Consider the following 25,259-nt stretch of genomic DNA (forward strand, 5'->3'; position numbering starts at 1 on the left):
AGGACTATGAGAGAGGCCGTAAGCAAAGTCGAGGCGCTGCAGCGCTCCAAGACTCAGGGGATCTCGCTCGAGGACGTCGAGCGCGGCGTGGCGCAGGCGACGCGCGCGCTGACCGCCCTGGCGCACGACGACGGGCACATCTGCTTCGAGCTCGAGGCGGATGCCACGATCCCGTCCGAGTACATCCTGTTCCACCATTTCCGCGGCACGCAGGTCCCCGGCGACCTCGAGGCCAAGATCGGCAATTACCTCCGCCGCACCCAGGGGCGGCACGGCGGATGGGCCCTCGTCCACGAGGGGCCGTTCGACATGAGCTGCACGGTCAAGGCGTACTTCGCCCTCAAGATGATCGGCGACGATATCGAGGCGCCGCACATGCGCCGGGCGCGCGAGGGAATCCTGTCCCGCGGCGGCGCGGCCAACGCCAACGTGTTCACCCGCTTCATGCTGGCCCTCTACGGCGAGGTGCCGTGGCGCGCCGTGCCGGTGATGCCCGTCGAGGTGATGTTCCTGCCGAAGTGGTTCCCGTTCCACCTCGACAAGATCAGCTACTGGGCCCGCACCACCGTGGTGCCGCTGTTCGTGCTCCAGGCGACCAAGCCCCGGGCGCGCAACCCGCGCGGCATCAGCGTGCAGGAGCTGTTCGTCACGCCGCCGGAGAGCGTCCGCTCCTGGCCGGGCTCCCCCCACGCCACGTGGCCGTGGACGCCGATCTTCGGCTTCATCGACCGGGTGCTGCAGCGGGTCGAGAATCACCTGCCGCGCAAGAGCCGGCAGCGCGCCATGGAGATGGCCCGCGCCTGGGTGAGCGAGCGCCTCAACGGCGAGGACGGCCTGGGCGCCATCTTCCCCGCCATGGTCAACTCGGTGCTGATGTACGAGGTGATGGGCTACCGGCCCGATCACCCGCAGGTCCGCGTCGCCTGCGACGCCATCGAGAAGCTCGTGGTCGAGAAGGCCGACGAGGCCTACGTCCAGCCCTGCGTCTCGCCGGTCTGGGACACGGCGCTCGCGAGCCACGCGCTGCTCGAGGCGGGCGGCCCCGAGGCCGAGGCCCAGGCCCGCGCCGGTCTGGACTGGCTGAAGCCGCGCCAGGTGCTCGACATCGTCGGTGACTGGGCGGCGCGCAAGCCGAAGGTCCGGCCGGGCGGCTGGGCGTTCCAGTACGCCAACGCGCACTATCCCGACCTCGACGACACCGCCGTGGTGGTGATGGCGATGGACCGGGCCATGCACCAGCACGGCCTCGTCGCCGGCATGCCGGACTACAAGGCCTCGATCGCCCGCGCCCGCGAGTGGGTCGAGGGGCTGCAGTCGGAGGACGGTGGCTGGGCGGCGTTCGACGCCGACAACAACCACATGTACCTCAACCACATCCCGTTCTCGGATCACGGCGCGCTGCTCGATCCGCCGACCGCGGACGTGACTGCCCGCGTGGTCGGGATGCTGTCCCAGCTCGGCGAGACCCGGGAGACCTCCCGCGCCCTCGACCGCGGCGTGAACTACCTCCTGAACGACCAGGAGGAGGACGGCTCGTGGTACGGCCGCTGGGGCATGAACTTCATCTACGGCACGTGGTCGGTGCTCTGCGCCCTCAACGCCGCCGGGGTGGACCCGGCCGATCCGCGCATCCAGAAGGCCGTGTCCTGGCTGATCCGGATCCAGAACCCGGATGGCGGCTGGGGCGAGGACGCCTCCTCGTACAAGATCGACCCGGCCTTCGAGCCCGGCTCGTCCACCGCTTCGCAGACCGCCTGGGCGCTGCTCGCCCTAATGGCGGCCGGCGCGGTCGATGACCCGGCCGTGACCCGGGGCATCAACTTCCTGACCCGCACGCAGGGCGCGGACGGATTCTGGAAGGAGGAGCGCTACACCGCCACGGGCTTCCCGCGGGTGTTCTACCTGCGGTACCATGGCTACCCGAAGTTCTTCCCGCTCTGGGCGATGGCGCGCTTCCGCAACCTCAAGCGTGGCAACAGCCGGCGCGTCCAGTTCGGCATGTGACGTCCGCCGACGTCCTGGGGCCGGCCCGGCGGGCCGGCTCCGCTCCGCCGGATCGCAGCGCGTTCGACCGTCCCGACAGCCGATCCGCGAGCCCCGGTACCCGACACGTGGCCTCCTCTGACAGCGATCCCGCGGGACCGGACGAGCCGCCCCCCGCGCCGGATCCGGCCCGGACCCCGCCCCGGCGCTCGCGCCTGCTTGCGGACCTCGCCGGACTGGTCCACGAGCGCGCCATGATCGATCCCGCCGCACCCGTCCTGGCCGTCACCGGCCTCGCCCGCGAGCGCCGCATGGCGGCGGGGGAGGGGGTCGAGGCGGTGGGGGCCGGCGGCAATCCCCACCGTCTCCGCCAGCTCCTCGAGGCCCGCACCCAGCCCGGCTGCCGGGCGGTGGTCAGCTTCGGCATCGCGGGCGGCCTCGATCCCTCGCTCCGGCCCGGCGACGTCGTGGTCGGCACCGGCGTGGTCAGCGAGGAGGGGCGGCGCGCCGCCGATCTCGACCTGTCGGCCACGCTGCTCAACATCCTGTCCGGCGTCGGGCCGCGGGTGATCCCGGCGGATCTGGCGGGCGTCGACACCGCGGTCCTCGCGGTCGACGGCAAGACCGACCTGCGGACCACCACCGGCGCCGCGGCCGTCGACATGGAATCGCACGTGGCCGCGTCCTTCGCGGGCCGGTACGGCCTGCCCTTCGCGGCCGTGCGCGTGATCTGCGATCCGGCCGACCAGGCGTTGCCGGCCTTCGCGGCCTCGGCGCTCACGCCGGACGGCGAGCCCGACATCGCCGCCGTGTTCTTCGCCTTCGCGCGCGGCCGCGCGCGCCTCGGAGACCTGATGCGCCTCGCTCGGGACTCGAACGCCGCCTTCGCGGCGCTGGGACGGTGCCGGACACGGCTCGGACCGGGCCTGGGCATACCGGCCCCGGAGCGCTGAGACGCGCAGCCGCGGTGAGGGGGGCCACGAAAAAAGCGCCGGCCTGCACGGCCGGCGCGAGTCGGAGGTCACCACGAGACGGCGCGGGGCGGACCCCGCGCCGGGAGGAACCGGCCTCAGCCGGCCTTCTTGTTGAGCGAGACCGCCACGAACCGGGTCTGGCCCTTGCCGCTCTTCACCCGCATCAGCACGGCCTTGCGCCCGCTCGTCTCGGCCGCCCGGATCTGCGTCGCCACGTCCGCCGGGCGGGACACGCTCTGGCCACCGACGTCGAGGATCACGTCGCCGGCCTCGATGCCCTTGGCGGCCGCCGGGCCGTCGGGATCGACCTGGACCACCGCGACGCCCTGATCCGACAGGCCGACATCGCCGGCCGGGGCGAGCTGCAGGCCGAGCCGCGGCTGGCCGTTGCCCGAGTCGTCGTCGCGGCTCGCCATCTTGGTGCCGTCGGTCGGCATCGTGCCCAGCGTCACCGTGGCGGTGTCGGTCTTGCCGCCGCGCAGGTAGCTCAGCTCGACCTTGGCGCCCGGCTTCAGGCCGGCGATCTTGCGCGACAGCTCGCGGGCGCTGTCCACCGTGTCGCCGTTGACCTTCTCGATCACGTCGCCCGCCTTCAGGCCGGCCTTGGCCGCCGGGGTTCCGTTCTCGGCGTGGTCGACGAGGGCGCCCTTGGCCTTGTCGAGGCCCAGACCCTCGGCGATATCCTGCGTCACGGGCTGGATCTGGACGCCCAGGTAGCCGCGGGCGACCTTGCCGTCGGTGCGGAGCTGGTCGACGACCGCCTGGACGGTCTCGGCGGGAATCGCGAAGGCGAGGCCGACGCTGCCGCCCGACGGGGACGCGATGGCGGTGTTCATGCCGACCACCTCGCCGTTGACGTTGAAGGTCGGCCCGCCCGAGTTGCCCTTGTTGATGGGCGCGTCGATCTGCAGGAAGTCGTCGTAGGGGCCGGCGCCGATGTCGCGGCCCCGGGCCGAGACGATGCCGGCGGTCACGGTGCCGCCGAGACCGAACGGGTTACCGATCGCCACGACCCAGTCGCCGACCTGCGGAGCGGCCTTGCCGAACTGCACGTACGGGAAGTTCGAGCCCTCGGTGATCTTCAGGAGCGCGACGTCCGTCTTGGAATCCTTGCCGATGACCTTCGCGTCGAGGGTGCGGCCGTCGTCCAGCGTCACCTGAACGGTCTTGGCATGGTCGACCACGTGGTTGTTGGTGACCACGTAGCCGTCGGCCGAGATGATGAAGCCGGAGCCGACCGCGCCGCGCGGGCCCTGATGCTGGGGCTGCATGCCGCCCGGGCCGTTCTGGCCGAAGCGCTTGAAGAACTCGCGCAGCTGCGGCGGCACGTTCTGGAGGTTGCGCCCCTGGCTCGGGCCGTCGTCGTCGTCGCTGCTCGCCGAGTCGTCGAGCTTCACCTTCACCGAGACGACGCCCGGCTTCACCTTGCTGACGATGCCGGCGAACGAGCCCGGCGGGTGCTCGGGAGCCTCGATCGGCGACTTGGGCAGCGCCTGCGCGTAGGCCGGGGTCGCGGCCGGCAGATAGCCGCTGCCGACGGCACCGCCGGCGATCAGCGCGGCGGCCGCCACGGAGGCGAGGGCGCGGCGCGAGGTGCGGCCAGTGGGACGGGTCTCGGTCATGGGGGGTCTCAACCTCTCGGGACTGATCGGGACGACGCCGGCGGTCGCGGCCGTCGATGGGATCTGTCTAAGGGGTGGCGCCTGACCCGGGCGTGGCGATCAAATTACCGTTTGGACAGGTGGCCGAGCGGTCGCGAAGCCCCGGCGCGACCACGGCGATCGACCGATACCGGAGGCCCGACGTCGCGGCGCCGGCCGAGCCGGATCCGGGCCCGTGCCGTCCGACACCGCAGTTTCCGGGAGTCGATCTAAATTACCGCTCAATTCGGCAGGCCGGCGTAAACTCGGTGCTGCTAGAACCGAGCGTGGAGGTGGAGGGATCGACAATGAAGGCGCTGCTGGCGGCTGCCATGTTCTTCGGGTCGACTGTCGGCGCGCTGGCGGTCGAGTCTTACGCGGATTACCGTGATTACTTCGACGCGAAGCCTGTCTTCAGAAGTCGCGCGCCGTGCAGCGTTTCCGACGGGACATACGGCGTCGATACGCGCCGCCCCGGCGATGAGCGCACCGCGAAATCAGGAGCCAACTTCCGGCCCGGCTACTGGAACCAGGCCGGCGGCTACGTTCCGCCGGACTATTCCCTGCATCCGCGGGGCGCGTCGCAGGACGGCTTCTGGACCCCGAACGACGCGTCCGCCGCCAATTGGGGCGGGCCGCGGGCGTTCACCGGCACGCTCGGCACCCGCCGCTGACGCGGGCGCAGGGCGCCGAGGCCAAGCCGGGACGCGGCCTGACGGTTCGGGGCGCGTCCCGGACGGGCGCTCAGTCGCCGCTGAGCCGGACCAGAGCTTCCTCGATCTTCGCCAGCCGCGCCGACTCGCTCTCGCGGCGCTCCCGGTTCTCCTCGATGATCTCCTCGGGCGCCCGGGCCACGAAGTCGGCGTTGCCGAGCTTGGCGTCGATCTTCTTGATCTCGCCCTGCGCCTTGCCCTGCTCTTTCCTCAGGCGCGCGACCTCGGCGGCGAGGTCGACCACGCCTTCCAGCGGCAGGGCGGCGACGCTGCCGCGCACGAGGAGCTGCACCGAGTTCTTCGGCGGCGTCTCCGCGAAGGTGATCTCCGACAGCCGGGCGAGGCGCAGGAGCGTGTCCCGCCACGCCTCCGCCCGCGCCCGGACCTCCGGGGCGGCGCCGACCATGACCAGGGGGATCTGCGCGCCGGCCGGGACGTTGGTCTCGGACCGCGCCGAGCGGATCTGGCTGACCAGATCGACCACGAACCCGACCTCGGCCTCCGCGGCCGCGTCGGCGAGCCCGCCGAGGTCCGGCCAGGAGGCCAGGGTCAGCAGGCCGCGCTCCGTTAGGTCGGCGCCCTTGATCGCCCACAGCTCCTCCGTGAGGAACGGCATGAACGGGTGCAGCAGCTTGGCGACCTGATCGATCAGGAACGCCACGCTCGCCTGCGTCTCGGCCCGAATCGCGGGATCGACGCCCTCGCCCTGGAGCACAGGCTTGGCGAGCTCGAGATACCAGTCGCAGAAGATGTTCCAGACGAAGCGGTAGGCCGCCGCCGCCGCGTCGTTGAAGCGGAAGGCCTCGAGGGCGCCCGTGACCTCGTCGACCGCGCGGGCCGCCTCGGTGAGCGCCCAGCGGTTGATCGCGCCGGTGGCGGAGCGCGGGTCGAAGGCCGGGTCGAGGCGGCAGCCGTTCAGCTCGGCGAAGCGGGCGGCGTTCCAGAGCTTGGTCGCGAAGTTGCGGTAGCCCTGGACCCGGTCGGTCGACAGCTTGATGTCGCGCCCCTGAACGGCCAGCGCGCAGAGGGTGAAGCGCAGGACGTCGGCGCCGACCTGATCGATCAGCTCCAGGGGATCGACGACGTTGCCCTTGGACTTCGACATCTTCGCGCCCGACGCGTCCCGCACCAGGGTGTGCAGGTAGACCGTCTCGAACGGCGCCCGGTCGGTGAGGTGCAGGCCCATCATCATCATCCGGGCGACCCAGAAGAACAGGATGTCCTTGCCGGTCACCAGGGTGTTGGTCGGGTAGTAGCGCGCGAGTTCCTGGGTCGAGTCCGGCCAGCCCAGAGTCGAGAACGGCCAGAGCGCCGAGGAGAACCACGTGTCGAGGACGTCCGCGTCGCGGGTGAGGGCGACCGGTCGGCCGCGCTGCGCCTCGGCCGCGGCCCGCGCCTCCTCCTCGCTCTCGGCGACGAAGATACCGCCTTCGTCGTCGTACCAGACCGGGATCTGGTGGCCCCACCAGAGCTGGCGCGAGATGCACCACGGCTCGATGTTGGTGAGCCACTGGAAGAAGATCTTCTCGTAGTTCTCGGGCACGAACTTGGTCTGCCCGTCGCGCACCGCCTGCAGGGCGCGCTCCGCGAGCGGCTTGACGTTCACGTACCACTGGTCGGTCAGGTACGGCTCGATGACCACGCCCGAGCGGTCGCCGTGCGGGACCGCGTGGGTGTTCGGCTCGATCGCGCGCAGCCGACCGCGCGCCTCCATCAGCGCCACCACCTCCTTGCGGGCCTGCGCCCGGTCGAGGCCGTGGAGCGCCAGGGCCTCCGGCTCGGGCGCGACGCCGTCGAGGAAGTCGGCGTTGCCGTCGAGCTGCATCCGGCCCTCGGGGTCGAGGACGTTGATCAGGCCGAGCCCGTGGCGGCGGCCGACGTCGAAGTCGTTGAAGTCGTGGGCGGGCGTGATCTTGACCGCGCCCGTGCCCTTCTCGGGATCCGAGTAGGTGTCGGCCACGATCGGGATCAGCCGCCCGACCAGCGGCAGGCGCACGCGCTGGCCGACGAGCGCGGTGTAGCGCGCGTCCTCGGGATGGACCGCGATGCCGGTGTCGCCCAGCATCGTCTCGGGGCGGGTGGTGGCCACCGTGATGACGGCGCCGGTCTCGTTGCCAGCCTCGTCCACCACCGGGTAGTCGAAGTGCCAGAGATGGCCTCTGGTCTCGATCTGCTGGACCTCCAGGTCCGAGATCGCGGTCTGGAACTTCGGGTCCCAGTTCACCAGCCGCTTGTCGCGGTAGATCAGGCCCTGCCGGTGCAGGTCGACGAAGGTCTTGAGCACGGCCCGGCTCAGGCCCTCGTCCATGGTGAAGCGCTCGCGGGACCAGTCGCAGGAGGCGCCCAGCCGCTTCAGCTGGTTGACGATCGCGCCGCCGGACTCCGCCTTCCAGGCCCAGACCTTCTCGACGAACGCCGCGCGGCCGATCTCGCGGCGGCCCGGCTCCTGACGCTCCATCATCCGCCGCTCCACCACCATCTGGGTGGCGATGCCGGCATGGTCCGTCCCCGGCTGCCAGAGCACGTCCTTGCCGCGCATGCGCTCGAAGCGGCAGAGGATGTCCTGCAGCGTGTTGTTGAGGGCGTGACCCATGTGCAGCGAGCCCGTCACGTTCGGCGGCGGGATCACGATGCAGTAGGGCGGAGCGCCGGCGCGCTCGGGTCGGCCGGCGCGGAAGGCGTCCGCCTCGGCCCAGGCAGCGGAGATCCGCGCCTCGACGGAGGTGGGCTCGAAGGTCTTGTCCATCATCGCGGGTACGGGCCGGCGCTTGTCCAAACGGGGGTGGCCCCGCTTTCGACCGTCACGCCGCTCCCGTCAACACGCGGAGGGTGGCCCGCGGCCACCAGAGCCAGGCCGCCGGCTCAGCGCCCGCGCGAGACCCGCTCGATCTCGGCGCGCACGAGGCGCTCGACCACGGCCGGCAGGTTGTCGTCGAGCCAGGATTTCAGCATCGGCCGGAGCATCTCCTTGACGAGATCCTCCAGGGTCCGGGCGTTCTGCGTCAGCACCGTATGGGCCAACAGGTTGAACGCGCCGCTGACGCTGGCATCGGTGGCCGGAGAGACCAGGGCTTCCGGCTCCGGCTCGGGGGCGCGGGCGGCCTGGAGCACGGGCTGCGGCGGCGGCGGCGGGGGCGGCTCCGGGGCCGGTTCGGGTTCCGGGAGCGGCTCGGGCTCGGGCTCCGGCGCGGCGGTGACCGGATCCTCGAAGTCGATCGCGTCGAAGTCGAGCAGGTCCGGGGCCGGCTCGGGTTCCGGCTCCGGCTCGACCACGCGCGGGCGCGTCACCGGCTCGGCGACCTCCGCGAGGTCGAGCACGTCGTCGGGCTCCGGAGCGGTCACCGGGACCTCGGCCGGCTTGGCGGCCTGATCGTCGGCGATGATCCTTCGGATCGACGCGAGGATCTCTTCCATGGAAGGCTCGTGCGCCTTATCGGCAGCCTTGTCCTGGAATTTCGAGTCCGGGATCTTGGGGCTTGCTGCACTCATCGGCAGGCGCACTCGGGCATGGGAGACTGGAAAGCGACCCGAACGGATCGATCTTCAATCAGTATTCCATGCCGTTTCGTCGCGGCAAGCGCGCCCGCAACACACTCCCCGTGGAAAAGCCGTCAGCGGCCGTCCGGCGTGCGCAGGCCGAACCACAAATCCTTGACCTGATCGTAGTGGACCTTGGCGCTGTAGTATTCGACCGGGAGCGCCGTGAAGCGCGCGGTCAACTGTCCGATCGCCTGGACCACCCCGTAGGAGAAGATCACCCGGTCGCGCTGGGCGACGATGAGGTTCACGCGGGAGTTCAGCAGTTCCTGCTGCGCGTTGAGGACGTCGAGGGTCGTGCGCTGGCCGACGCGCGCTTCCTCGCGCACGCCGTTCAGCGCCACCTCGTTGGCCTGGACCTGGGCCTGGGCGGCGATCACCTGCGCCTTGGCGGCTTCGAGCCGGCCCCAGAAGTCGACGATCTGGGCGCGGACCTGATCGCGGATCTGATCGACCTGGATGCGGGCCTGGCCGACCGATTCCTTGGCCTGCCGGATCTGCGCGTAGGTCTGGCCGCCCTCGTAGATCGGGATCGAGAGCCGGCCGCCGACGAAGCCGACGAAGAAGCTCTGGTTCGGCCCGTTCTGATCGTAGAGCTGGCTGAGCGAGCCCTGCAGGCTGAGCTGCGGGGCGAGCTGGCCTTCCAGGACCTTCACCTGGGCCTCGCTCGCGTCAACGTTGTGGATGGCCGAGACGACCTGCGGGTGCTCGCGCAGGCCGACGGCGATCGCCTGATCGAGACTGCGCGGCACGAACCGGTCCAGCGGGCGGCCCGGCGCGAGCTGGCGCGGCTCGACGCCGATGTTCTGCCGGTAGACGCCGATGCTCGTGCGGAGGGTCGATTCGGCTTGGGCGACCTGCGACCGCGCGCCGGCCAGTCGGGCCTCGGCCTGCGCGACGTCGGTCCGGGTCACCTCGCCAACGTTGAAGCGGTCCCGGGTCTGGCGGAGCTGCTCTTCCAGAACTTCGACGTTGTTCCGGTTCAGCTCCAGCGTCGCCGTGTTGCTGAGCACGTTCATGTACGCCTGGACGGCGTTGTACAGGACGGTCAATTCGGTGAAGCGCAGGCTCTCGCGCTGGCTGTAGACCTGCGACTCGGCGCGCCGGACGGTGTTGTCAGTCTGGAAGCCGTTGAAGAGCGTCTGCGTGACGTTCAGGCTGGCGGAACTCGGAAGGTACGTGGTGCGCGTCGTCCGCCGGGAGGTGATGACCTGGCTCGCGATGTCGGACGTCGCGCCGCCGGCCAAGCCCTCGCCGCCGGTCGCGGATCCTGCCGCCCCGGCCCCTGAGGTCCCGATGCCCGTGGTTCCGCCCGCCGTCCCGATCCCCGTCGTCCCGATCCCCGTGGTGGTCCCGGTACCGGTCGTCCCGGCGCCGGCCGTCCCGCCCAGGCCTCCGCCTGTCGTTCCGAGGCCCGCTCCGGCGGTGGTCGCGGTCGTGCCGGCGGTGCCCGCCGACGCGACGGAGCTGGACGAGCGCGTCTGAAGGTACTGGACGCCGATCGCGGCGTTGACGTTGACAGTCGGCCGGTAGCCCGACTGCGCGATCGCCACGTTCTCGTCGATGGCGCGCACGCCCGCGCGGCTGGCGTTCAGGCTCGGATTGCCCTGATAAGCCTTCGCGAGAGCGCTCTCCAGAGTCTCGGCGGATGCCGGCATCGCAGCCAGCATCGCGAGTCCGGACACCATCCCGGCCAGGCGGAACGTCGGGCAACTCGCTGGTGGACGTCGTGTCACGATGAACAAGCCCTTGCGGTCTCTTTCGGTCCGGAAGTCCGAGACGAAAACGGCCAAGGTACGGCGTTTCGCTCGTCTCCGATCAAGCCCGCCCCACCGTCACGCTTAGCGCAAACCGGGCGATTTGGCTCGCCTCGCCGTGGGTCCCGCGGCGGAAAGTGCGGCGTTGGGGCATTAAGGTGACACACCCCGCACGCACACCGCGGCGTGGACGCGTATTGAGCTGTTTAGTTTCATAAATACGCCCCTTCAGAGACTATTGCCGGCATGCGGAGGCGCGAGAACTCGGAGCTGACCGAGCGCCGGCAGGGGAGGGGGCGGTCCGTCCGCGACCGTTCGACTCCGCCGACGGCACCGGCGCCCGCCTAGTACCGGTCCATTCCGCCGCCCCCGGCGTCGGGCTCCAGCTCCAGCGGGCCCTCGGGGGCTGAGTCGGATTCGGGCGCACGGCGCGCGCGCGCCGGCGGACGCGGTCTGGGCACCGACCCTGTCAGCGCTTCCGACGGTTTCGGCTTCGGGGCTGCGCTCGGGGAAGCCGGCTGTCCGCGGGAGCCGGGCGGCCCGGGCGGGCCGGCCGGACCCGTGGCGCCCATAAGCCCCGGAGCGCCGGCCATTCCGGCGGGGCCGCGCTCGCCCGGCGGACCCGGCGGTCCGGCGACACCCTGTGCGCCGGCGGGCCCCTGCGGTCCGGGCGGTCCCATCGCGCCCCGCTCCCCGGGCGGCCCGGCCTCGCCCCGCGGACCGGCCTCGCCGCGCGGGCCGACCAGACCCGGCGCCTGCGGCCCCTGCGGCCCCTGCTGGCCGCACTCGCCGATTACGATGCTGCGGCTCTGCTTCGGCGTCCGCAGAGTCGCGATGCAGGTGGCCGGATGGTAGACGACGCGGAACTCGAAATAGCCGCGGCTGTCGGTCCTGTGCGGGAACTGGCCGTCGAGCGTGATCTCCACCCCCGGATCGTCGGCGTAGCCGATGATCCAGAGGTCGCCGCCGGTGATCTTGGCGGCCTCGATGCGCATCTCCGCCGCCCGCGCCGGCAGCGCGCAGGCGGCCGACAGGGCCAGCATCGAACAGAGCGCCCAGCGCTCGCGCCACAGGCGCCTGGCAGATCTCATGGCAGGTCACACAGTCTTTTCGACAGTCAGAATGCCATAGCCCGCAAACTAGGCAATAAATTGCGGAGAAAGTTGGATGTGGAAAAGCGCGACCGGCCGAACGCCGTAATCCGAAATGGGTATTCGCAGGGCGCACGGCGGGGCCCGTAGCGTGCCCGCGCTGGACCGGGTCAGGCGCGTGCGGACCGGGCCAGCTGAGGGATGGCGTGCCCCGGTCCACCGGTCAGCGCCGCGCGAGCGCCCCGGGTCCGAGTCCGATCCGCGGTGGAGGGTTCAGCCGTGGACGACAGCGATCCGCCCTGGGACACGGACCCGCTCTGGTACGACCGGACCGAGTCCGGGGCGCCGCCGGGGCCCATCCTCGAAGCCCTGGCCTGGCTGTTCCTGCTGGCGATCGCCGGCTGCGCGGGGCTCGTGTGGCTCTACGGGATGCCGGACCGCCTGTGGCGCGCGGCGGCGCGCCGGCTCCCGTCCCGCGATCCCGCGGATGCGGAGCGTTTCTGAGGGGGGCCGGCGGCCGTGACCGCTCCGCGCACCGGCGCCGGGTCAGGCGGCGGCGATGCGCGTGCCGAGCAGGGTGGCTTCCAAGTCTGCTACGGGCATCGGGCGGCCGAGGTGGTAGCCCTGCAGGAACGGGCAGCCCATCGCCTGCAGGATGTTCAGGTCCTCGGCCGACTCGACGCCCTCCGCCACGACGTCGAGGCCGAGCAGCCGGCCGAGGCCGAGGACGGCGAGGACGAGCCCGCGCTTGTCGTCGCTCGCCCCCAGGCCGGTGACGAAGCTCCGGTCGATCTTGATCCGGTCCGCCTTGAGCTGCCGCAGCGAGGAGAGCGACGAGTAGCCGATCCCGAAATCGTCCAGGGCGACCCGGATGCCGGCGCGGGACAGCGCCTGCAGCTTCCCCTGCACCGCGCCGATGTCGAGGGCCGTCTCCTCGGTGATCTCGATCTCCAGCATGGTGGGCGGCAGGCCGAGGAGGCTCAGCCGCTCGATGACGATCTCGTCGACCGGCACCTGTGCCATCTCCCGGGGTGAGACGTTCATCGCCACGCGGACGCTGCCCAGGCCGCGGCGATGCAGGATCTCCAGCATCGCGCAGACCTGCTCGAGGATGTAGCGGAGCAGCGACTCTGTCAGGCCCGCCATGGCGGCGGCGGCGATCAGGTCCGGGGGCGCGATCCAGCCGAGTCGCGGATGCTCCCAGCGGATCAGAGCTTCCAGCCCGACCAAGGTCCGGCCGTCGCCCGCGTAGATCGGCTGGAACCAGACCTTCGGGGCGTTCTCGACCAGGGCCTGCGACAGGTCGCGCTCCAGGTCCCGCCGCATCTGCAGCCGCTCGCGCAGGCTCGAATCGAACACGCGGTAGCGGTTCCGCCCGGCGGCCTTGGCGGCGTAGAGCGCCTCGTCGGCGCAGCTCAGCATCTCGGTCAGGCTGGGCTCCCGACTGGCGTGGACGCCGATGCTCACCCCGAGGCGACCCGCGTCGAAACCGTCGAACGGCTGCGACACCGCGGTGATGAGGTTCGCCGCCATGACGGCGTCGGGCACGCCCGACGTCACGGGATCGTACAGCACGGCGAACTCGTCGCCGCCCAGCCGGGCCGTGAGGCCGTTCTCCGGGAGCGCGTCGTTCAGCCGGCGCGCCACCTCGACGAGCACCCGGTCTCCCGCCTTGTGGCCGTAGACGTCGTTGACGAACTTGAACCCGTCGAGGTCGAGCATCAGCAGGCTGAGTGTCCCGGTGCGGAGCCGGTTCTCCGTCGCCTGGAGGAAGCCCGCGCGGTTCAGCAGGCCGGTGAGATCGTCGTGCGTGGCGCGCCACCGCATCTCGTCCACGAGGGCGCTCGCGCTGGCATGGGCCTCGGCGCGCGAGCGGGCGAGGGCGTGGGCCTCGTTCTTGAGCCGGCTCGCATCGCGGAACACCGCCTCGCTCCGGAACGCCGTGTGCGTCAGGGCGAGGAAGTAGAGCAGCACACAGGCGGCGAGGCAGTTCCGGTCGAAGTCGCCGGCAGAGGCGAGGCAGGCCGTGACCGACAGCAGCGGCAGGGCGATGAAGGCGAGCGGGATGCGCGCGTAGGCGGTCCCGTGCGTCACCGCCCCCGCGGTCACGCCGCAGGTGATCGTGAGATAGAACAGGGTCTCGGCGGTGGTGTAGCCGTCGCACAGGAGCGGCTGGCAGGCCCAGACCAGTCCGGAGAGGAATGCGGCGAACGTGCAGGCGCGCAGGTGCCGGTCGACAGAGCGCGCGGCGGCCGCGGCGAGGCTCGGCGTCATGTCGGCGGTCAGCGCCAGGCCCAGGCAGGGAATCCGGCAGAGGGCGATGCGCAGGAGATTGACGCTGGTCGAGGCCGCGAACCAGACGGCCCCCACGGTGCCGTGCCCGCTCCGATAGGCGACCAAAATGCTCGCCAGGCCGAGCAGCATGTTGACCGGTATGGCGGCCAGCACGCTTCCGCGCATCGCGTCCAGCTGGTCCCGCCGGATCAGCGCGTTCCACCTCGGATCCGCAGGGTCGAGAGAATCACCGGAACCGGATGAACCCGGCACGGACCTCTCCTGGTCCCGAACGATCATTGCACGTCCACTCGAAGATGAGGAACTCATGGCAGCGAATCGTAAGATATCGTTGAACGATCAACGTTCGCCGCGCGCGATCCCGCGCCTTTCCCGCGCCGCGGGGACAGAGACGACCGGTCGCAAGGCATTCCGGCCGCGTCGGCGCGCACCATATCGGGTCCCGGGCCGCTTCCGGGCCCCGGATCGTCCATGGCCCTGACCCGCGACCTGCTCGACATCCGGACGATCTATCACGAGCCCGCCGTGGGCGACTTCCCGCTGGGCCGGGAGATCCTGGCGCGCTTTCCCGACGCCGCGCGCATCGTCGTGCCGTCGCACTGGAACATTCCGGAACTCCACGGCAACGCGGGCTCGGTGGAGGATTGGGTAAGGATCAAGCGCTCGACCCTCGTCCTCGGCGTTAAGAAGGGCCTCACGATGCGCCCGAACGGCCGCAGCGCCCACTTCATCGCGCCCTCGACCTCCAACGGCTGCGCCATGGCCTGCGCCTACTGCTACGTGCCGCGCCGCAAGGGCTACTCCAACCCGATCTCGCTGTTCGTGAACGTCGAGCAGGCCTGCGCGGCGATCGCCCGCCACGCCGGGCGCCAGGGGCGCCTCCCGGAGCCGGATCCGATCGATCCGGAGTACTGGGTCTACGATATCGGCGAGAACGGTGACCTGTCGGTGGACGCGGCGGTGAGCGACGGCGCGCGCGCCCTGGTCGCGCTGTTCCGCACCCTGCCCAACGCCAAGGCCTCCTTCGCCACGAAGGCCGTGAACCGCGACCTCCTGGCCTACGATCCGCAGGGCAAGACGCGCATCCGCTTCTCGCTCATGCCGGCGCGGATCGCCCGGATCGTCGACGTGCGCACCGCCCCGATTCCCGAGCGGATCGCCGCCATCGACGACTTCGTGGCCGCCGGCTACGAGGTCCACGCCAACTTCTCGCCCGTGATCCTCTACGAGGGCTGGGAGGCGGACTGGCGGGCGCTGTTCGCCGAGATCGACGCGACGCTGTCCGACGCCGCCAAGGCGCAGCTCAAGTGCGAGATCATCATGCTGACCCACAACGCGGATCTGCATGCGGTCAATCTCGGCTGGCACCCGAAGGCCGAGGACCTGCTCTGGCGGCCGGACATCCAGGAGGCGAAAGTCTCGGAGGGTGGCGGCGCCAATCTGCGCTACCGGGCCGGCTGGAAGGGCCGGTGGCTCGCGCGGTTCAAGGCCCTGCTCGCCGAGACGATGCCCTACTGCACTGTGCGCTACGCGTTCTGAGCGCGGATGGCTGAACTTCCCGGCATGCGCGGCGTTGGCGCGCCAGGGGAGGAAAGCTCAGCCATGTCGACGCACGAGGACCATATCCGCGAGGCGGTCGCCCTCGCCGCGGCCAATGTCGAGGCCGGCGGCGCGCCCTACGGCGCGGTGATCGTGCGGGACGGCGCCGTGCTGGTCCGCGCGGCGAACACCGTGCACGCGACCAACGACCCGAGCGCCCATGCCGAGATGGTGGCCCTGCGCGAGGCCAGCCGCCTGCTCGGCCGCCGCGACCTCGGCGACTGCGTGATGTACGCCAGCGGCCGTCCGTGCCCGATGTGCCACGCGGCGATGCGGCTCGCGGGTTTCAAGGAGGGCTACTTCGCCTTCTCGGCCGAGGAGGCCGAGACCTACGGTGCCGGCAGCGCGGCGATCTACGCCGAGCTGTGCCGACCCCTCGACGCGCAGCCGATGCGGGTCACCCAGATCCGTCCGCCGGGCGATTCGCCTTACGCGGCCTGGAGGGCGCGCCGGGAGGCCTGACCCGGCCGCGCGGAGCTCAATGCGTCCAGGGGGCCGTGCGGTTGAACTTGAAATTGTCCGAGTACGACAGCCCCTTGCGGTGGGCCGGCTTGGCCGGCTGCTCGACGCGGAACGCGATCCCCTCGCGCTTCGCGTAGGCCACGGCCTCTTCCTCGGTGTCGAACTCGAGGCGCACCTGCTGGAGCATGTCGGAGGACCCGTTCCACCCCATCAGCGGATCGATCTCGCGCGGGCTGGTCCGGTCGAACTCCAGGATCCACTGCTTGGTTCGGGCGAGGCCCGACTGCGTGGCATCCCGAGACGGACGGAAGATGCGGGCGCTCGGCATCTGACTCGACAAGCTCCTGATCGAATGGTCGGGGCGATAGGATTCGAACCTACGACCCCCTGGTCCCAAACCAGGTGCGCTACCAGACTGCGCCACACCCCGACTGCCACACGGCCTCAATGCCGTAGCGGTTCCGCCGTTCCCCCGCAAGGCGCGGCGCGGTGCGCGCGCCCTGTGCCGGCGGCGGCTTCCCCGCGCAGAGATCGCGCGGCGCCTCACTTGTCAGACAAATGGGAGGGCGTTAGCGTCGGTTCCCGGACGAGGGCTGGGCCTCCCCGCCGTCGAACCGGCGCCTGCCATCACTGGGGGGTGGAGGATGGTGCGCTCGGATCGGCGTGCCGGGTGGTTCCGGTCCTCGTCGCCGCGGCGTAGGTCCGCGCCCGCGCGGCGGGTCTTGCCGGCCTTCGCGGAAACGGTGACGATCACCGCGAGCGACATGGATTTGACCGTGTGGACACCGAGCCCGCGCTACCCCGACCCGGCGGTCGAGATCCTCGACGCCGCCTTCGCCCGCTACCGGGTGTTCAACGCGGCGGTCGAGCGCCTCGCGACCGGCTTCCGCTGGTGCGAGGGGCCGGTCTGGTTCGGCGACGGTCGCTACCTGCTCTGGAGCGACATCCCCAACGACCGCATCCTGCGCTGGGACGAGGAGAGCGGGGTCGTCGGCCTCTACCGGAAGCCGTCGGGCTTCGCCAACGGCAACACCCGCGACCGGCAGGGGCGGCTCGTCACCTGTGAGCACGGAGGACGTCGCGTCATCCGCACCGAGCATGACGGCGCGATCACCGTCCTGGCGGACACGTTCGAGGGCCGCCGGCTCAACTCGCCCAACGACGTGGTGACCGCGGCCGACGGCGCGGTCTGGTTCACCGATCCGCCCTTCGGGATCGGCGGCTTCTACGAGGGCGTCCGCGCCGAGCCCGAGCTTCCGCAGAACGTCTACCGGCTCGACCCGGTCACCGGCGTGCTGGAGGCGGTGGCCACTGACCTCGCCGGCCCCAACGGCCTGTGCTTCTCGCCCGACGGCCGCGTGCTCTACCTCGTGGAGTCGCGCGGCCGGCCGACCCGGCGGATCGTCGCGTACGACGTGGTCGCCGGCCGCGCACTCGGAGACCGGCGGGTCCTGATCGACGCCGGGCCCGGCACGCCGGACGGTCTGCGCTGCGACGTCGACGGGAATCTCTGGTGCGGCTGGGGCATGGGCGACGACGCCCTGGACGGCGTCATGGTGTTCAACCCCGATGGCCGGCCGATCGGCCGCATCCGTCTTCCGGAGCGCTGCGCGAACCTGTGCTTCGGCGGCCGGCACCGCAACCGCCTGTTCATGGCGGCGAGCCAGTCGCTCTACGCCGTCCACGTCGACGTCCAGGGCTGCGCTGGCGGGTGAGGCCCCGATACCGGGGCCCGAGCCCGCCGCCGGGCTCATGCTTGACCGGAGCGCCGCGCCGACCCACTTCCCGTCCGCCGGGGGCATAGCGGGACACCGACCGATGATCGAACTCCACTACTGGCCGACGCCGAACGGCCATAAGATCACAATGTTTCTCGAAGAGGCGGGCATTCCCTACCGTATTCACCCAGTCAATATTGGTAAGGGCGAGCAGTTCAATCCCGATTTCCTCAGGATCGCGCCCAACAACCGGATGCCGGCGATCGTCGACGACGAGCCGGCGGGCGGCGGCGCGCCGGTCTCGCTGTTCGAGTCGGGGGCGATCCTGCTCTACCTCGCCGAGAAGACCGGGCGCTTCATCCCGGGCGACCTGCGGGGCCGGGCCGAGGTGCTGCAGTGGTTGTTCTGGCAGATGGGCGGCCTCGGCCCGATGCTCGGCCAGAACCATCACTTCTCGCAGTACGCGCCGGAGAAGATCGACTACGCGATCAAGCGCTACGTCAACGAGACCAACCGGCTCTACGGCGTCCTCGACCGGCGGCTGGCCGACCGCGCCTTCGTCGCCGGGCCGGACTACTCCATCGCCGACATGGCCTGCTATCCCTGGATCGTGCCGTGGGAGAAGCAGGGTCAGAACCTCGACGAGCACCCGAACCTCAAGCGCTGGTTCACGGCGATCGCCGAGCGGCCCGCCACCAAGGCGGCTTATGCCCGCGCCCCGGAGGTCAATCCCGACTTCGGCAAGACCATGAGCGAGGATGCCAAGAAGGTGATGTTCGGACAGACCGCCTCCAGCACCAGGCGCTGACCGGACCATGACCGAGACCCTGCCCGCGCTGCCGCTGGAGGTGATCCACCGCGGCTGGAACACCTTCGGCATCGCCACCCTGACGCTGCCGGATGGCAGCGCCGTGCGGCGGGCGCTGGAGGATCACGGGCAGGCCGCCTGCGTGCTGCCGTACGATCCCGAGCGGCGCGTGGCGCTGCTCGTCCGGCAGGCGCGGGTCGGGCCCGCGTTCTGGGGGGAGTCGGCCGAGTTCGACGAAGCCCCGGCCGGCGGACTCGACGGGGACGCCCCCGAGGCGACCGCGATCCGCGAGGCGATGGAGGAGGCGGGCGTCCGGTTGACCCGGCTCGAGCCGGTCGCGCACGCCTACAGCATGCCGAGCGTGTCTTCCGAGCGCCTCTGGCTCTACCTCGCGCCCTACGGCGCCGCCGACCGGGTCGGTCCCGGCGGTGGGCTGCACGCGGAGGGCGAGCAGGTGATGGTCGTGGAGATGCCGCTGACCGCGCTGGCGGAACAGGCCCGGGCCGGCCGCCTGCCCGACCTCAAGACCCTGGCCCTCGTCCAGGCCCTGATGCTCCGAAGCCCCGAACTGTTCGCCGCATGACCCTCTCGCCCACCGCACCCGCGCCGGATGTCCTCGCGGCGATGCTCGCCTTCGCCGAGGAGGCGGCCCCTCTGGCCCTCGCCATGCGGGCGGGCGGCCTCGCCATGAGCAACAAGGGCCCCGATCTCGGCCAGGCCCTGACGGAGGCCGACCTCGCCGTCAGCCAGCTGATGCACGCGCGGTTCGGCCCCGACCTGATCGAGGAGGAGACGGCCGAGGATCTCGGGCAGGCGGCGGCCCGGGCGCTGCTCGCCCGCGACGCCTGGACCTTCGTGGGTGACCCGATCGACGGGACCCGGCCTTTCGCGGGCGGCCTGTCGGGCTGGGGCGTCATGGTGGCGGCCTGCCGCGCGGGCTGGCCTCGAGCCTGCGTCATGAGCCTGCCGGCCTGGAACGAGGACCGCTCGGCACCGGCCCGAGGCACTCCGGCGGAGGCTACGGAGGGGCTCCTGCTGGCGGCGAGCGAGGGCCGCGCCTTCTGGGCACCGATCCGCGGCGGCCGCATGACGACGGCGCTGCGCCCGCTCGAGCGCGCGGCGCGACGGACCGGCCATGTCGGCTGGCTGTCGGTCACGGCGCAGCGCTACACCCTGGATTACGGCCGCGGCTGGTTCCCCTGGAGCGAGGGCGGGGCGATCTCGGACGCCGCGCTCCTGGCGACCGGGCGCCTCGACGCGACCCTCAGCAACAACCGATTGTGGGACCTGGGTCCGATCCTCCCGCTGTTCGAGGCGCTGGGCTTCCGCCTGTTCCACTGGCCGGACCTCGGAGATCCGCCGGCGGACTTCGTCGACCTGTTCGACGCGGAGCTGTCGGCCCACGACGACCTCTGGCTGGTGTGCCGGGACCGCGACCAGGCCGCCGATCTGGCGACGGCCATCCGCCGCGCCTAGGACGGGGCCCGTGAGGGCCGCGCCCGGGCGCAGGGCCAGACGAACGGGCGGTCCTCCCGGACCGCGACAGGATCCGGGCCGGCTCTCAGAGCGCCGCGATCAGCGTCCGGATCCGCGCCTGCGACGCCTTGAGCCCGCTCTCGGCCTCGGCCCGGGCGGCGGCGAGCTTCGCCAGCTCGTCCTCCTGGCCACCCATGCGGGTAAGGTAGCGCCGCGCCAGCTCGCTGTCCTTCGGAACGGCGCCGAGATTGCTGCGGATGCGCTCCTGCTCCGCCTGCACCTTCGCCTCGCGCTCGGCGATCTCCTCGACGGTCCGGGTCGCCGCGGCGACCTCGGCGCGGGCCCGGGACAGGGTCTTGAGCTTGCCGCCCAGCTCCGGGTCGGTGGCGAGGGCGGCCCACCGGACCAGCAGCGCCTCGTCGGCGTCGACGAGATCGTAGGCGTCGATCTGGACGTGCTCGAGCACGGCCCGGGTCTCGGCCGTCCCGCCGGCGGGGACCGCGACCTTGAGCCGATAGGCCGTGGGGGTCTCGCTGTCGCGGGCGGAAGCGGTGAGGGTCCAGCCCTCCCGTCGGGGATGCTCGATGATCACGGACCGGGCGGCGTCCGGCGCGCCCTTGATCGTGTAGGTCGTGACCTCCCGGGCGATCACCGTCGCGCGCGCCACGCCGTCGACCACGGTGATCTGGGTCAGGGCTTGGCTCGGCTCGGTCTCCGCCTGGACGGCGACCTTGCGGTCGAGGGCGAAGCTGGCGAGCCGCTGCTCGCCGACCGGCGTCGCGGGCAGGCGGGCATCTCCCAGGTAGCCGGCCTCGCGGTCGTAGAGGGTGATGAGGCCCGCCGGCAGGGTCGCGGTGGCGCTGTTCCGGATCCGGAAGGCCGCGGTCGGATGGATCCCTCGGCCCGGCTGCCAGAGGGCGACCCGCTCGGCCTCGATCTCGGTATCGATGAACGGCACCGACAGCGTGCTGCCGGCGCGGAGATCGACCGGATGCGGCAGCGTGAAGTTCGCCGCCACATCCCCCTCGCTGGCGGCGGCGCCCGCGGTGGCGGCCGCGGCGTCGTAGCTCGGTTCCGCTGACTCCGCCCGGGTGTCCATCCGCGCCATCGGTGCCGGAAGGGGCGCGGCGGCGGGCGCAGGGGCGCGCAGGCGCGCGACCGACCTCGGGGCGACCGTGCCTGGGTCGAGGTCCGGCATGCCGACATCCTCGACCATCACCGGCGCCTCCGGTCTCTTGCGCCAGTAGCGCCGGTGCAGGCGCTGGAGAAGCGCCACCGGCGAGCCGGACGAGAGGGTGACGTCGACGCCTGCCCAGTCGGCCCCGAGGGCGTTCTCGATGATGGCCCAGGCCTGCAGGTTCGCGCGGCCGCCGCCGCCGTCGACGATGCGGTAGCTCGTCTTCCAGACCGGTGCGGCGACCACGTAGGTCAGCCGGATCTCGCGCTGGCCACGCCCCGAGACATCGACCTCGACCCGGTGGGCGTCTCCGACCTTGGCCGTCCCGGCCGCCGCGATCGCCTCGGCGATCTTGGCCGCCATGGCCGAGTCCTGGATCGTGACGGCGGCGCCGTCCTCGATCGACACGGATTCGAGCGTGCCCGTCCCGGTCAGCACAGTCAGGATCGCGACCTCGCCGCTCTCGGTCCCGGCGTTCCGCTCGGACACGCCGAGCACTCGCCCCTCGAGTGTGCGCCCGCCGCTCTGGATCCTGATCGGAACGCCCTGCAGCTTCCCCAGGAGGCGTGCCGGCCCGGACAAGTCGTCCGCGGTGAACGGCATCGTCCGCAGCGTCTCGTCGGCCTGATCCAGCCCGTCCAGGCGCAGGGCACCGACGGTGCCGACGGGATCCCGCACCACGAGGCTCTTGAGGATGTCGTCGATCTGCTCGGAGCGAGCGTCGAGCCCGATCGTCGCGTCGCCGTCGACCGGGTGGACCTGGGTGACTTCCGCGAGGCCGCCGCTCGACAGGGTGACGGCGCGGATCCGCCCCGGGGACGCCGCCCTCAGGGGCGGCGCGGCCGCGATCATGCACAGCAGAACGCCCGCCCACACGACATGAGACGTCACCAAATCGCCTGCCTCCCGTTCGAGCGCCGTCCGCCGCGGCGGTCGCGGATGTGATGGCGGGTTCGAGCCGCTGGCACGGCACCGTGACGCCCGCTCCCACGCGGTCGCCGACGGGGAGCCGGCAGCCCGCGCGCCTCGGCCTGCGCGGCAGATCGCCCGTCTCCGCGGCAGCCGGTGATACCGCGAAGCCGGGAACCGCGACGGCGCGACGCGTGCCGCCAGGATTCTCCGTCCCGTCGGCGCTGTCCAGCCAACTAGGTCATCGCGGTGCCGCAACTCCGGACCCGATCCCGGGCGCCGTCGGCCTGGCGTCCGGGGCGCAAAAGAAGGCGGCGCGCCATCGCGTGGCGCGCCGCCTCGGTGTTGGGTCTCGGGCGATCAGTTCAGCGTCGCGTTGACCGGCCGCCGCTCGGCGCCGACCGTCACGTCGCCGATCATCAGGCCCATGGGCCCCAGGCGGACCGGCACCGTCTCGCCGTCGTGGACCTTGCCGGAGAGCACCAGCTCGGCCAGCGGATCCTGGACGTTCTTCTGGATCACCCGCTTCAGCGGCCGCGCCCCGTAGGCCGGGTCGTAGCCCTTGTCGGCGAGCCAGTTCTTGGCGTCCTCATCCACGTCGAGGGCGATCTTGCGGTCGTCGAGGAGCTTCTGCAGGCGCCCGAGCTGGATCTCGACGATCGCCCCCATCTCCGACCGCGCGAGGCGGTGGAACAGGATGATCTCGTCGACCCGGTTCAGGAATTCCGGCCGGAAGTGACCGCGCACCACGCCCATCACCTCGTCGCGGACCGCGTCGGTGTCCTGGCCCGCGGGCTGGTTCACCAGGTACTCGGCCCCGAGATTCGAGGTCATGATCAAGAGGGTGTTGCGGAAGTCGACCGTCCGCCCCTGACCGTCGGTGAGCCGCCCGTCGTCGAGAACCTGCAGCAGGACGTTGAACACGTCCGGATGCGCCTTCTCGACCTCGTCGAACAGCACGACCTGGTAGGGCCGGCGCCGCACGGCCTCGGTGAGAGCGCCGCCCTCCTCGTAGCCGACGTAGCCCGGAGGCGCGCCGATGAGCCGGGCGACCGCGTGCTTCTCCATGTACTCGGACATGTCGATGCGCACGAGCGCCGTGTCGTCGTCGAACAGGAAGCCGGCGAGCGCCTTGGTCAGCTCGGTCTTGCCCACGCCCGTCGGGCCCAGGAACATGAACGAGCCGATCGGCCGGTTCGGATCCTGTAAGCCCGCGCGGGCGCGCCGGACCGCGGTCGAGACCGCCTCCACCGCCTCGCGCTGGCCGACGACGCGCTTGGACAGCGCCTCCTCCATGGCCAGCAGCTTCTCGCGCTCGCCCTCCAGCATCTTGTCCACCGGCACGCCGGTCCAGCGGGAGACGACCCCGGCGACGTGGGCGGGCGTGACCGCCTCCTCCATCATCGCGTCGCGGCCGTTCTCCGCCTTGGCCTCGATCTCGGCGAGCTGCTTCTCGAGGCCCGGGATGACCCCGTAGGCGAGCTCACCCGCGCGCTGGTACTGGCCCTGGCGCTGCGCCGCCGCGAGGTCGTTGCGGGCCTCGTCGAGCTTCTTCTTGAGGCCGGCGGCCGTGCCGAGCTTGTCCTTCTCGGCCTTCCAGCGCGCGGTGATCGCCGCCGACCGCTCCTCCAGGTCGCCGAGCTCCTTCTCGAGCCGGACCAGCCGGTCGCGGGAGGCGGAGTCGGTCTCCTTCTTGAGCGCCTCGGCCTCGATCTTCAGCCGGACGATCTCGCGGTCGATGTTGTCGAGCTCCTCGGGCTTCGAGTCGACCTGCATGCGCAGGCGCGAGCCGGCCTCGTCGACGAGGTCGATCGCCTTGTCGGGCAGGAAGCGGTCGGTGATGTAGCGGTTCGACAGCGTCGCGGCCGCGACCAGGGCGGAATCCTGGATGCGCACGCCGTGGTGCTGCTCGTACTTCTCCTTCAAGCCGCGCAGGATCGAGACCGTGTCCTCGACGGTCGGCTCCGACACGAAGACCGGCTGGAAGCGCCGCGCCAGCGCCGCGTCCTTCTCGACGTGCTTGCGGTACTCGTCGAGCGTGGTCGCGCCGACGCAGTGCAACTCGCCGCGGGCGAGCGCCGGCTTCAGGAGGTTCGAGGCGTCCATCGCCCCGTCCGCCTTCCCGGCGCCGACCAGCGTGTGCATCTCGTCGATGAACAGGATGATGCCGCCCTCGGCCGCCGTGACCTCGGAGAGCACGCCCTTCAGCCGCTCCTCGAACTCGCCGCGGTACTTCGCGCCGGCGATCAGCGCGCCCATGTCGAGGGCCAGCAGGCTCTTGTCCCGCAGGGACTCGGGCACGTCGCCGTTGACGATGCGCAGCGCCAGCCCCTCGACGATCGCGGTCTTGCCGACGCCGGGCTCGCCGATGAGGACCGGGTTGTTCTTGGTGCGCCGGGACAGGACCTGGATGGTCCGCCGGATCTCCTCGTCGCGGCCGATCACCGGGTCGAGCTTGCCGTCCCGTGCGGCCTCGGTGAGGTCGCGGGCGTACTTCTTCAGCGCGTCGTAGGCGTTCTCGGCCGAGGCGTTGTCGGCGGTGCGGCCCTTGCGCAGCGCGTTGATCGCGGCGTTGAGCGAGGCGGGGGTGACGCCCGCCGCCTGCAGCGCGCGGCCGGCCTCGGAATCCTTCTCCACCGCGAGGGCGAGGAGCAGCCGCTCCACCGTCACGTAGGAATCGCCCGCCTTCTCGGCGGCCTTCTCGGCGGTGTCGAACAGGCGCATCAGCTCGCGCGTCGCTTGCGGGGCGGCGGCGTTGCCGGAGACCTTCGGCTGCTTGGCGAGCCACTGCTCGGTCTGAGCGAGCGCCACCCGGGACTGACCGCCCGCGCGGTCGATCAGACCGGCGCAGAGGCCTTCCGGATCGTCGAGCAGCACCTTCAGCAGGTGGCCCGGCTGAAGCTGGGGATGTCCCTCGCGCATCGCGAGGTTCTGAGCCGCCTGCACGAAGCCGCGGGCGCGCTCGGTGTACTTTTCGAAGTTCATGCACAACCCTCCCGTACCGGCATCCGCCGCCCGATGAGAGGCGCGGCGCCACCGAAACGTCGCCCTCCGGCTATCCGCCGCGCGAGGGCCCCGGCGCCGCTGGTGGCCGCCGGTAGACCCGATGTGGTGTTGCAA

Annotated in this window: 19 protein-coding genes and 1 tRNA gene; 10 read left to right on the top strand and 10 right to left on the bottom strand. The window is 71.4% G+C overall.

Annotation, left to right across the window (positions count from 1 at the left end; translation table 11 throughout):
* Positions 1-6: 6 nt before the first annotated feature.
* Positions 7-2,004 carry a squalene--hopene cyclase gene (gene shc, locus J3A75_RS01490; RefSeq protein WP_012322316.1) on the top strand — a complete coding sequence of 666 codons (1,998 nt, stop codon included), beginning with the start codon at positions 7-9 and terminating at the stop codon, positions 2,002-2,004.
* Between the two features lie 233 nt (positions 2,005-2,237).
* A complete protein-coding gene (locus tag J3A75_RS01495; RefSeq protein ID WP_071000794.1) occupies positions 2,238-2,936 on the top strand; it encodes a phosphorylase in 699 nt (232 codons plus the stop codon).
* A gap of 116 nt (positions 2,937-3,052) precedes the next feature.
* Here J3A75_RS01495 and J3A75_RS01500 read toward each other — a convergent pair whose 3' ends face one another.
* Positions 3,053-4,579: a Do family serine endopeptidase gene (locus J3A75_RS01500; RefSeq protein ID WP_012322318.1), complete on the bottom strand. Its 1,527-nt coding sequence runs from the start codon at positions 4,577-4,579 to the stop codon at positions 3,053-3,055.
* A 326-nt stretch (positions 4,580-4,905) separates the two neighbouring features.
* Here J3A75_RS01500 and J3A75_RS01505 point away from each other — a divergent pair, with 326 nt between their 5' ends.
* Positions 4,906-5,271, top strand: coding sequence for a hypothetical protein (locus J3A75_RS01505; protein ID WP_071000558.1), 366 nt, complete (start codon positions 4,906-4,908; stop codon positions 5,269-5,271).
* 70 nt (positions 5,272-5,341) lie between these two features.
* On the opposite strand, the gene J3A75_RS01510 is transcribed toward J3A75_RS01505, so the two are convergent.
* The 4 genes from J3A75_RS01510 to J3A75_RS01525 all read right to left on the bottom strand — a co-directional run bounded on the left by J3A75_RS01510 (position 5,342) and on the right by J3A75_RS01525 (position 11,695).
* Positions 5,342-8,059 carry a valine--tRNA ligase gene (locus J3A75_RS01510; protein ID WP_071000559.1) on the bottom strand — a complete coding sequence of 906 codons (2,718 nt, stop codon included), beginning with the start codon at positions 8,057-8,059 and terminating at the stop codon, positions 5,342-5,344.
* Positions 8,060-8,172: 113 nt separating this feature from the next.
* Entirely contained in the window at positions 8,173-8,724 is a 552-nt protein-coding gene (locus J3A75_RS01515) for a PopZ family protein (protein WP_071000560.1), read from the bottom strand.
* A 197-nt stretch (positions 8,725-8,921) separates the two neighbouring features.
* Positions 8,922-10,535, bottom strand: coding sequence for a TolC family outer membrane protein (locus J3A75_RS01520; RefSeq protein WP_043075051.1), 1,614 nt, complete (start codon positions 10,533-10,535; stop codon positions 8,922-8,924).
* A gap of 413 nt (positions 10,536-10,948) precedes the next feature.
* Positions 10,949-11,695 (bottom strand): collagen-like protein, encoded by a 747-nt coding sequence (locus J3A75_RS01525; protein WP_245295866.1) that lies wholly within the window; start codon positions 11,693-11,695, stop codon positions 10,949-10,951.
* A 279-nt stretch (positions 11,696-11,974) separates the two neighbouring features.
* Between J3A75_RS01525 and J3A75_RS01530 the strand changes: the two genes are divergently transcribed.
* Positions 11,975-12,199 carry a hypothetical protein gene (locus tag J3A75_RS01530; RefSeq protein WP_012322324.1) on the top strand — a complete coding sequence of 75 codons (225 nt, stop codon included), beginning with the start codon at positions 11,975-11,977 and terminating at the stop codon, positions 12,197-12,199.
* A gap of 42 nt (positions 12,200-12,241) precedes the next feature.
* Here the strand turns inward: J3A75_RS01530 and J3A75_RS01535 are convergent, their stop codons facing one another.
* Complete coding sequence (locus J3A75_RS01535) at positions 12,242-14,155, bottom strand: putative bifunctional diguanylate cyclase/phosphodiesterase (protein WP_245295867.1); 1,914 nt, start codon at positions 14,153-14,155, stop codon at positions 12,242-12,244.
* 306 nt (positions 14,156-14,461) lie between these two features.
* On the opposite strand from J3A75_RS01535, the gene J3A75_RS01540 reads away from it, so the two are divergent.
* Together J3A75_RS01540 and J3A75_RS01545 are read left to right on the top strand one after the other, a co-directional pair.
* Positions 14,462-15,529: a spore photoproduct lyase family protein gene (locus J3A75_RS01540; RefSeq protein WP_024828094.1), complete on the top strand. Its 1,068-nt coding sequence runs from the start codon at positions 14,462-14,464 to the stop codon at positions 15,527-15,529.
* A 63-nt stretch (positions 15,530-15,592) separates the two neighbouring features.
* Positions 15,593-16,051, top strand: coding sequence for a nucleoside deaminase (locus J3A75_RS01545; RefSeq protein WP_024828093.1), 459 nt, complete (start codon positions 15,593-15,595; stop codon positions 16,049-16,051).
* A gap of 16 nt (positions 16,052-16,067) precedes the next feature.
* On the opposite strand, the gene J3A75_RS01550 is transcribed toward J3A75_RS01545, so the two are convergent.
* Together J3A75_RS01550 and J3A75_RS01555 are read right to left on the bottom strand one after the other, a co-directional pair.
* Positions 16,068-16,379, bottom strand: coding sequence for an ETC complex I subunit (locus tag J3A75_RS01550; RefSeq protein ID WP_012322328.1), 312 nt, complete (start codon positions 16,377-16,379; stop codon positions 16,068-16,070).
* A gap of 25 nt (positions 16,380-16,404) precedes the next feature.
* Positions 16,405-16,481: transfer RNA gene (locus tag J3A75_RS01555), tRNA-Pro, on the bottom strand.
* 334 nt (positions 16,482-16,815) lie between these two features.
* Here J3A75_RS01555 and J3A75_RS01560 point away from each other — a divergent pair.
* The 4 genes from J3A75_RS01560 to J3A75_RS01575 all read left to right on the top strand — a co-directional run bounded on the left by J3A75_RS01560 (position 16,816) and on the right by J3A75_RS01575 (position 20,053).
* Positions 16,816-17,766, top strand: a complete 951-nt coding sequence (locus tag J3A75_RS01560) for an SMP-30/gluconolactonase/LRE family protein (RefSeq protein WP_071000795.1) — start codon at positions 16,816-16,818, stop codon at positions 17,764-17,766.
* A 103-nt stretch (positions 17,767-17,869) separates the two neighbouring features.
* Positions 17,870-18,577, top strand: coding sequence for a glutathione S-transferase N-terminal domain-containing protein (locus J3A75_RS01565; protein ID WP_071000562.1), 708 nt, complete (start codon positions 17,870-17,872; stop codon positions 18,575-18,577).
* A 7-nt stretch (positions 18,578-18,584) separates the two neighbouring features.
* Positions 18,585-19,160: an NUDIX domain-containing protein gene (locus tag J3A75_RS01570; RefSeq protein WP_012322331.1), complete on the top strand. Its 576-nt coding sequence runs from the start codon at positions 18,585-18,587 to the stop codon at positions 19,158-19,160.
* Positions 19,157-20,053 carry an inositol monophosphatase family protein gene (locus J3A75_RS01575; protein ID WP_071000563.1) on the top strand — a complete coding sequence of 299 codons (897 nt, stop codon included), beginning with the start codon at positions 19,157-19,159 and terminating at the stop codon, positions 20,051-20,053. The genes J3A75_RS01570 and J3A75_RS01575 overlap by 4 nt, the downstream gene beginning before the upstream one ends.
* An 85-nt stretch (positions 20,054-20,138) precedes the next feature.
* Here the strand turns inward: J3A75_RS01575 and J3A75_RS01580 are convergent, their stop codons facing one another.
* On the bottom strand, positions 20,139-22,121 hold the full coding sequence (locus J3A75_RS01580) for a DUF4139 domain-containing protein (RefSeq protein WP_245295868.1): 1,983 nt from the start codon (positions 22,119-22,121) through the stop codon (positions 20,139-20,141).
* A 378-nt stretch (positions 22,122-22,499) separates the two neighbouring features.
* On the bottom strand, positions 22,500-25,124 hold the full coding sequence (gene clpB / locus J3A75_RS01585; protein ID WP_012322334.1) for an ATP-dependent chaperone ClpB: 2,625 nt from the start codon (positions 25,122-25,124) through the stop codon (positions 22,500-22,502).
* Positions 25,125-25,259: the final 135 nt, after the last annotated feature.

The sequence above is a fragment of the Methylobacterium sp. PvP105 genome, assembly GCF_017876975.1.
In the GTDB taxonomy this organism is placed as follows: domain Bacteria; phylum Pseudomonadota; class Alphaproteobacteria; order Rhizobiales; family Beijerinckiaceae; genus Methylobacterium; species Methylobacterium radiotolerans.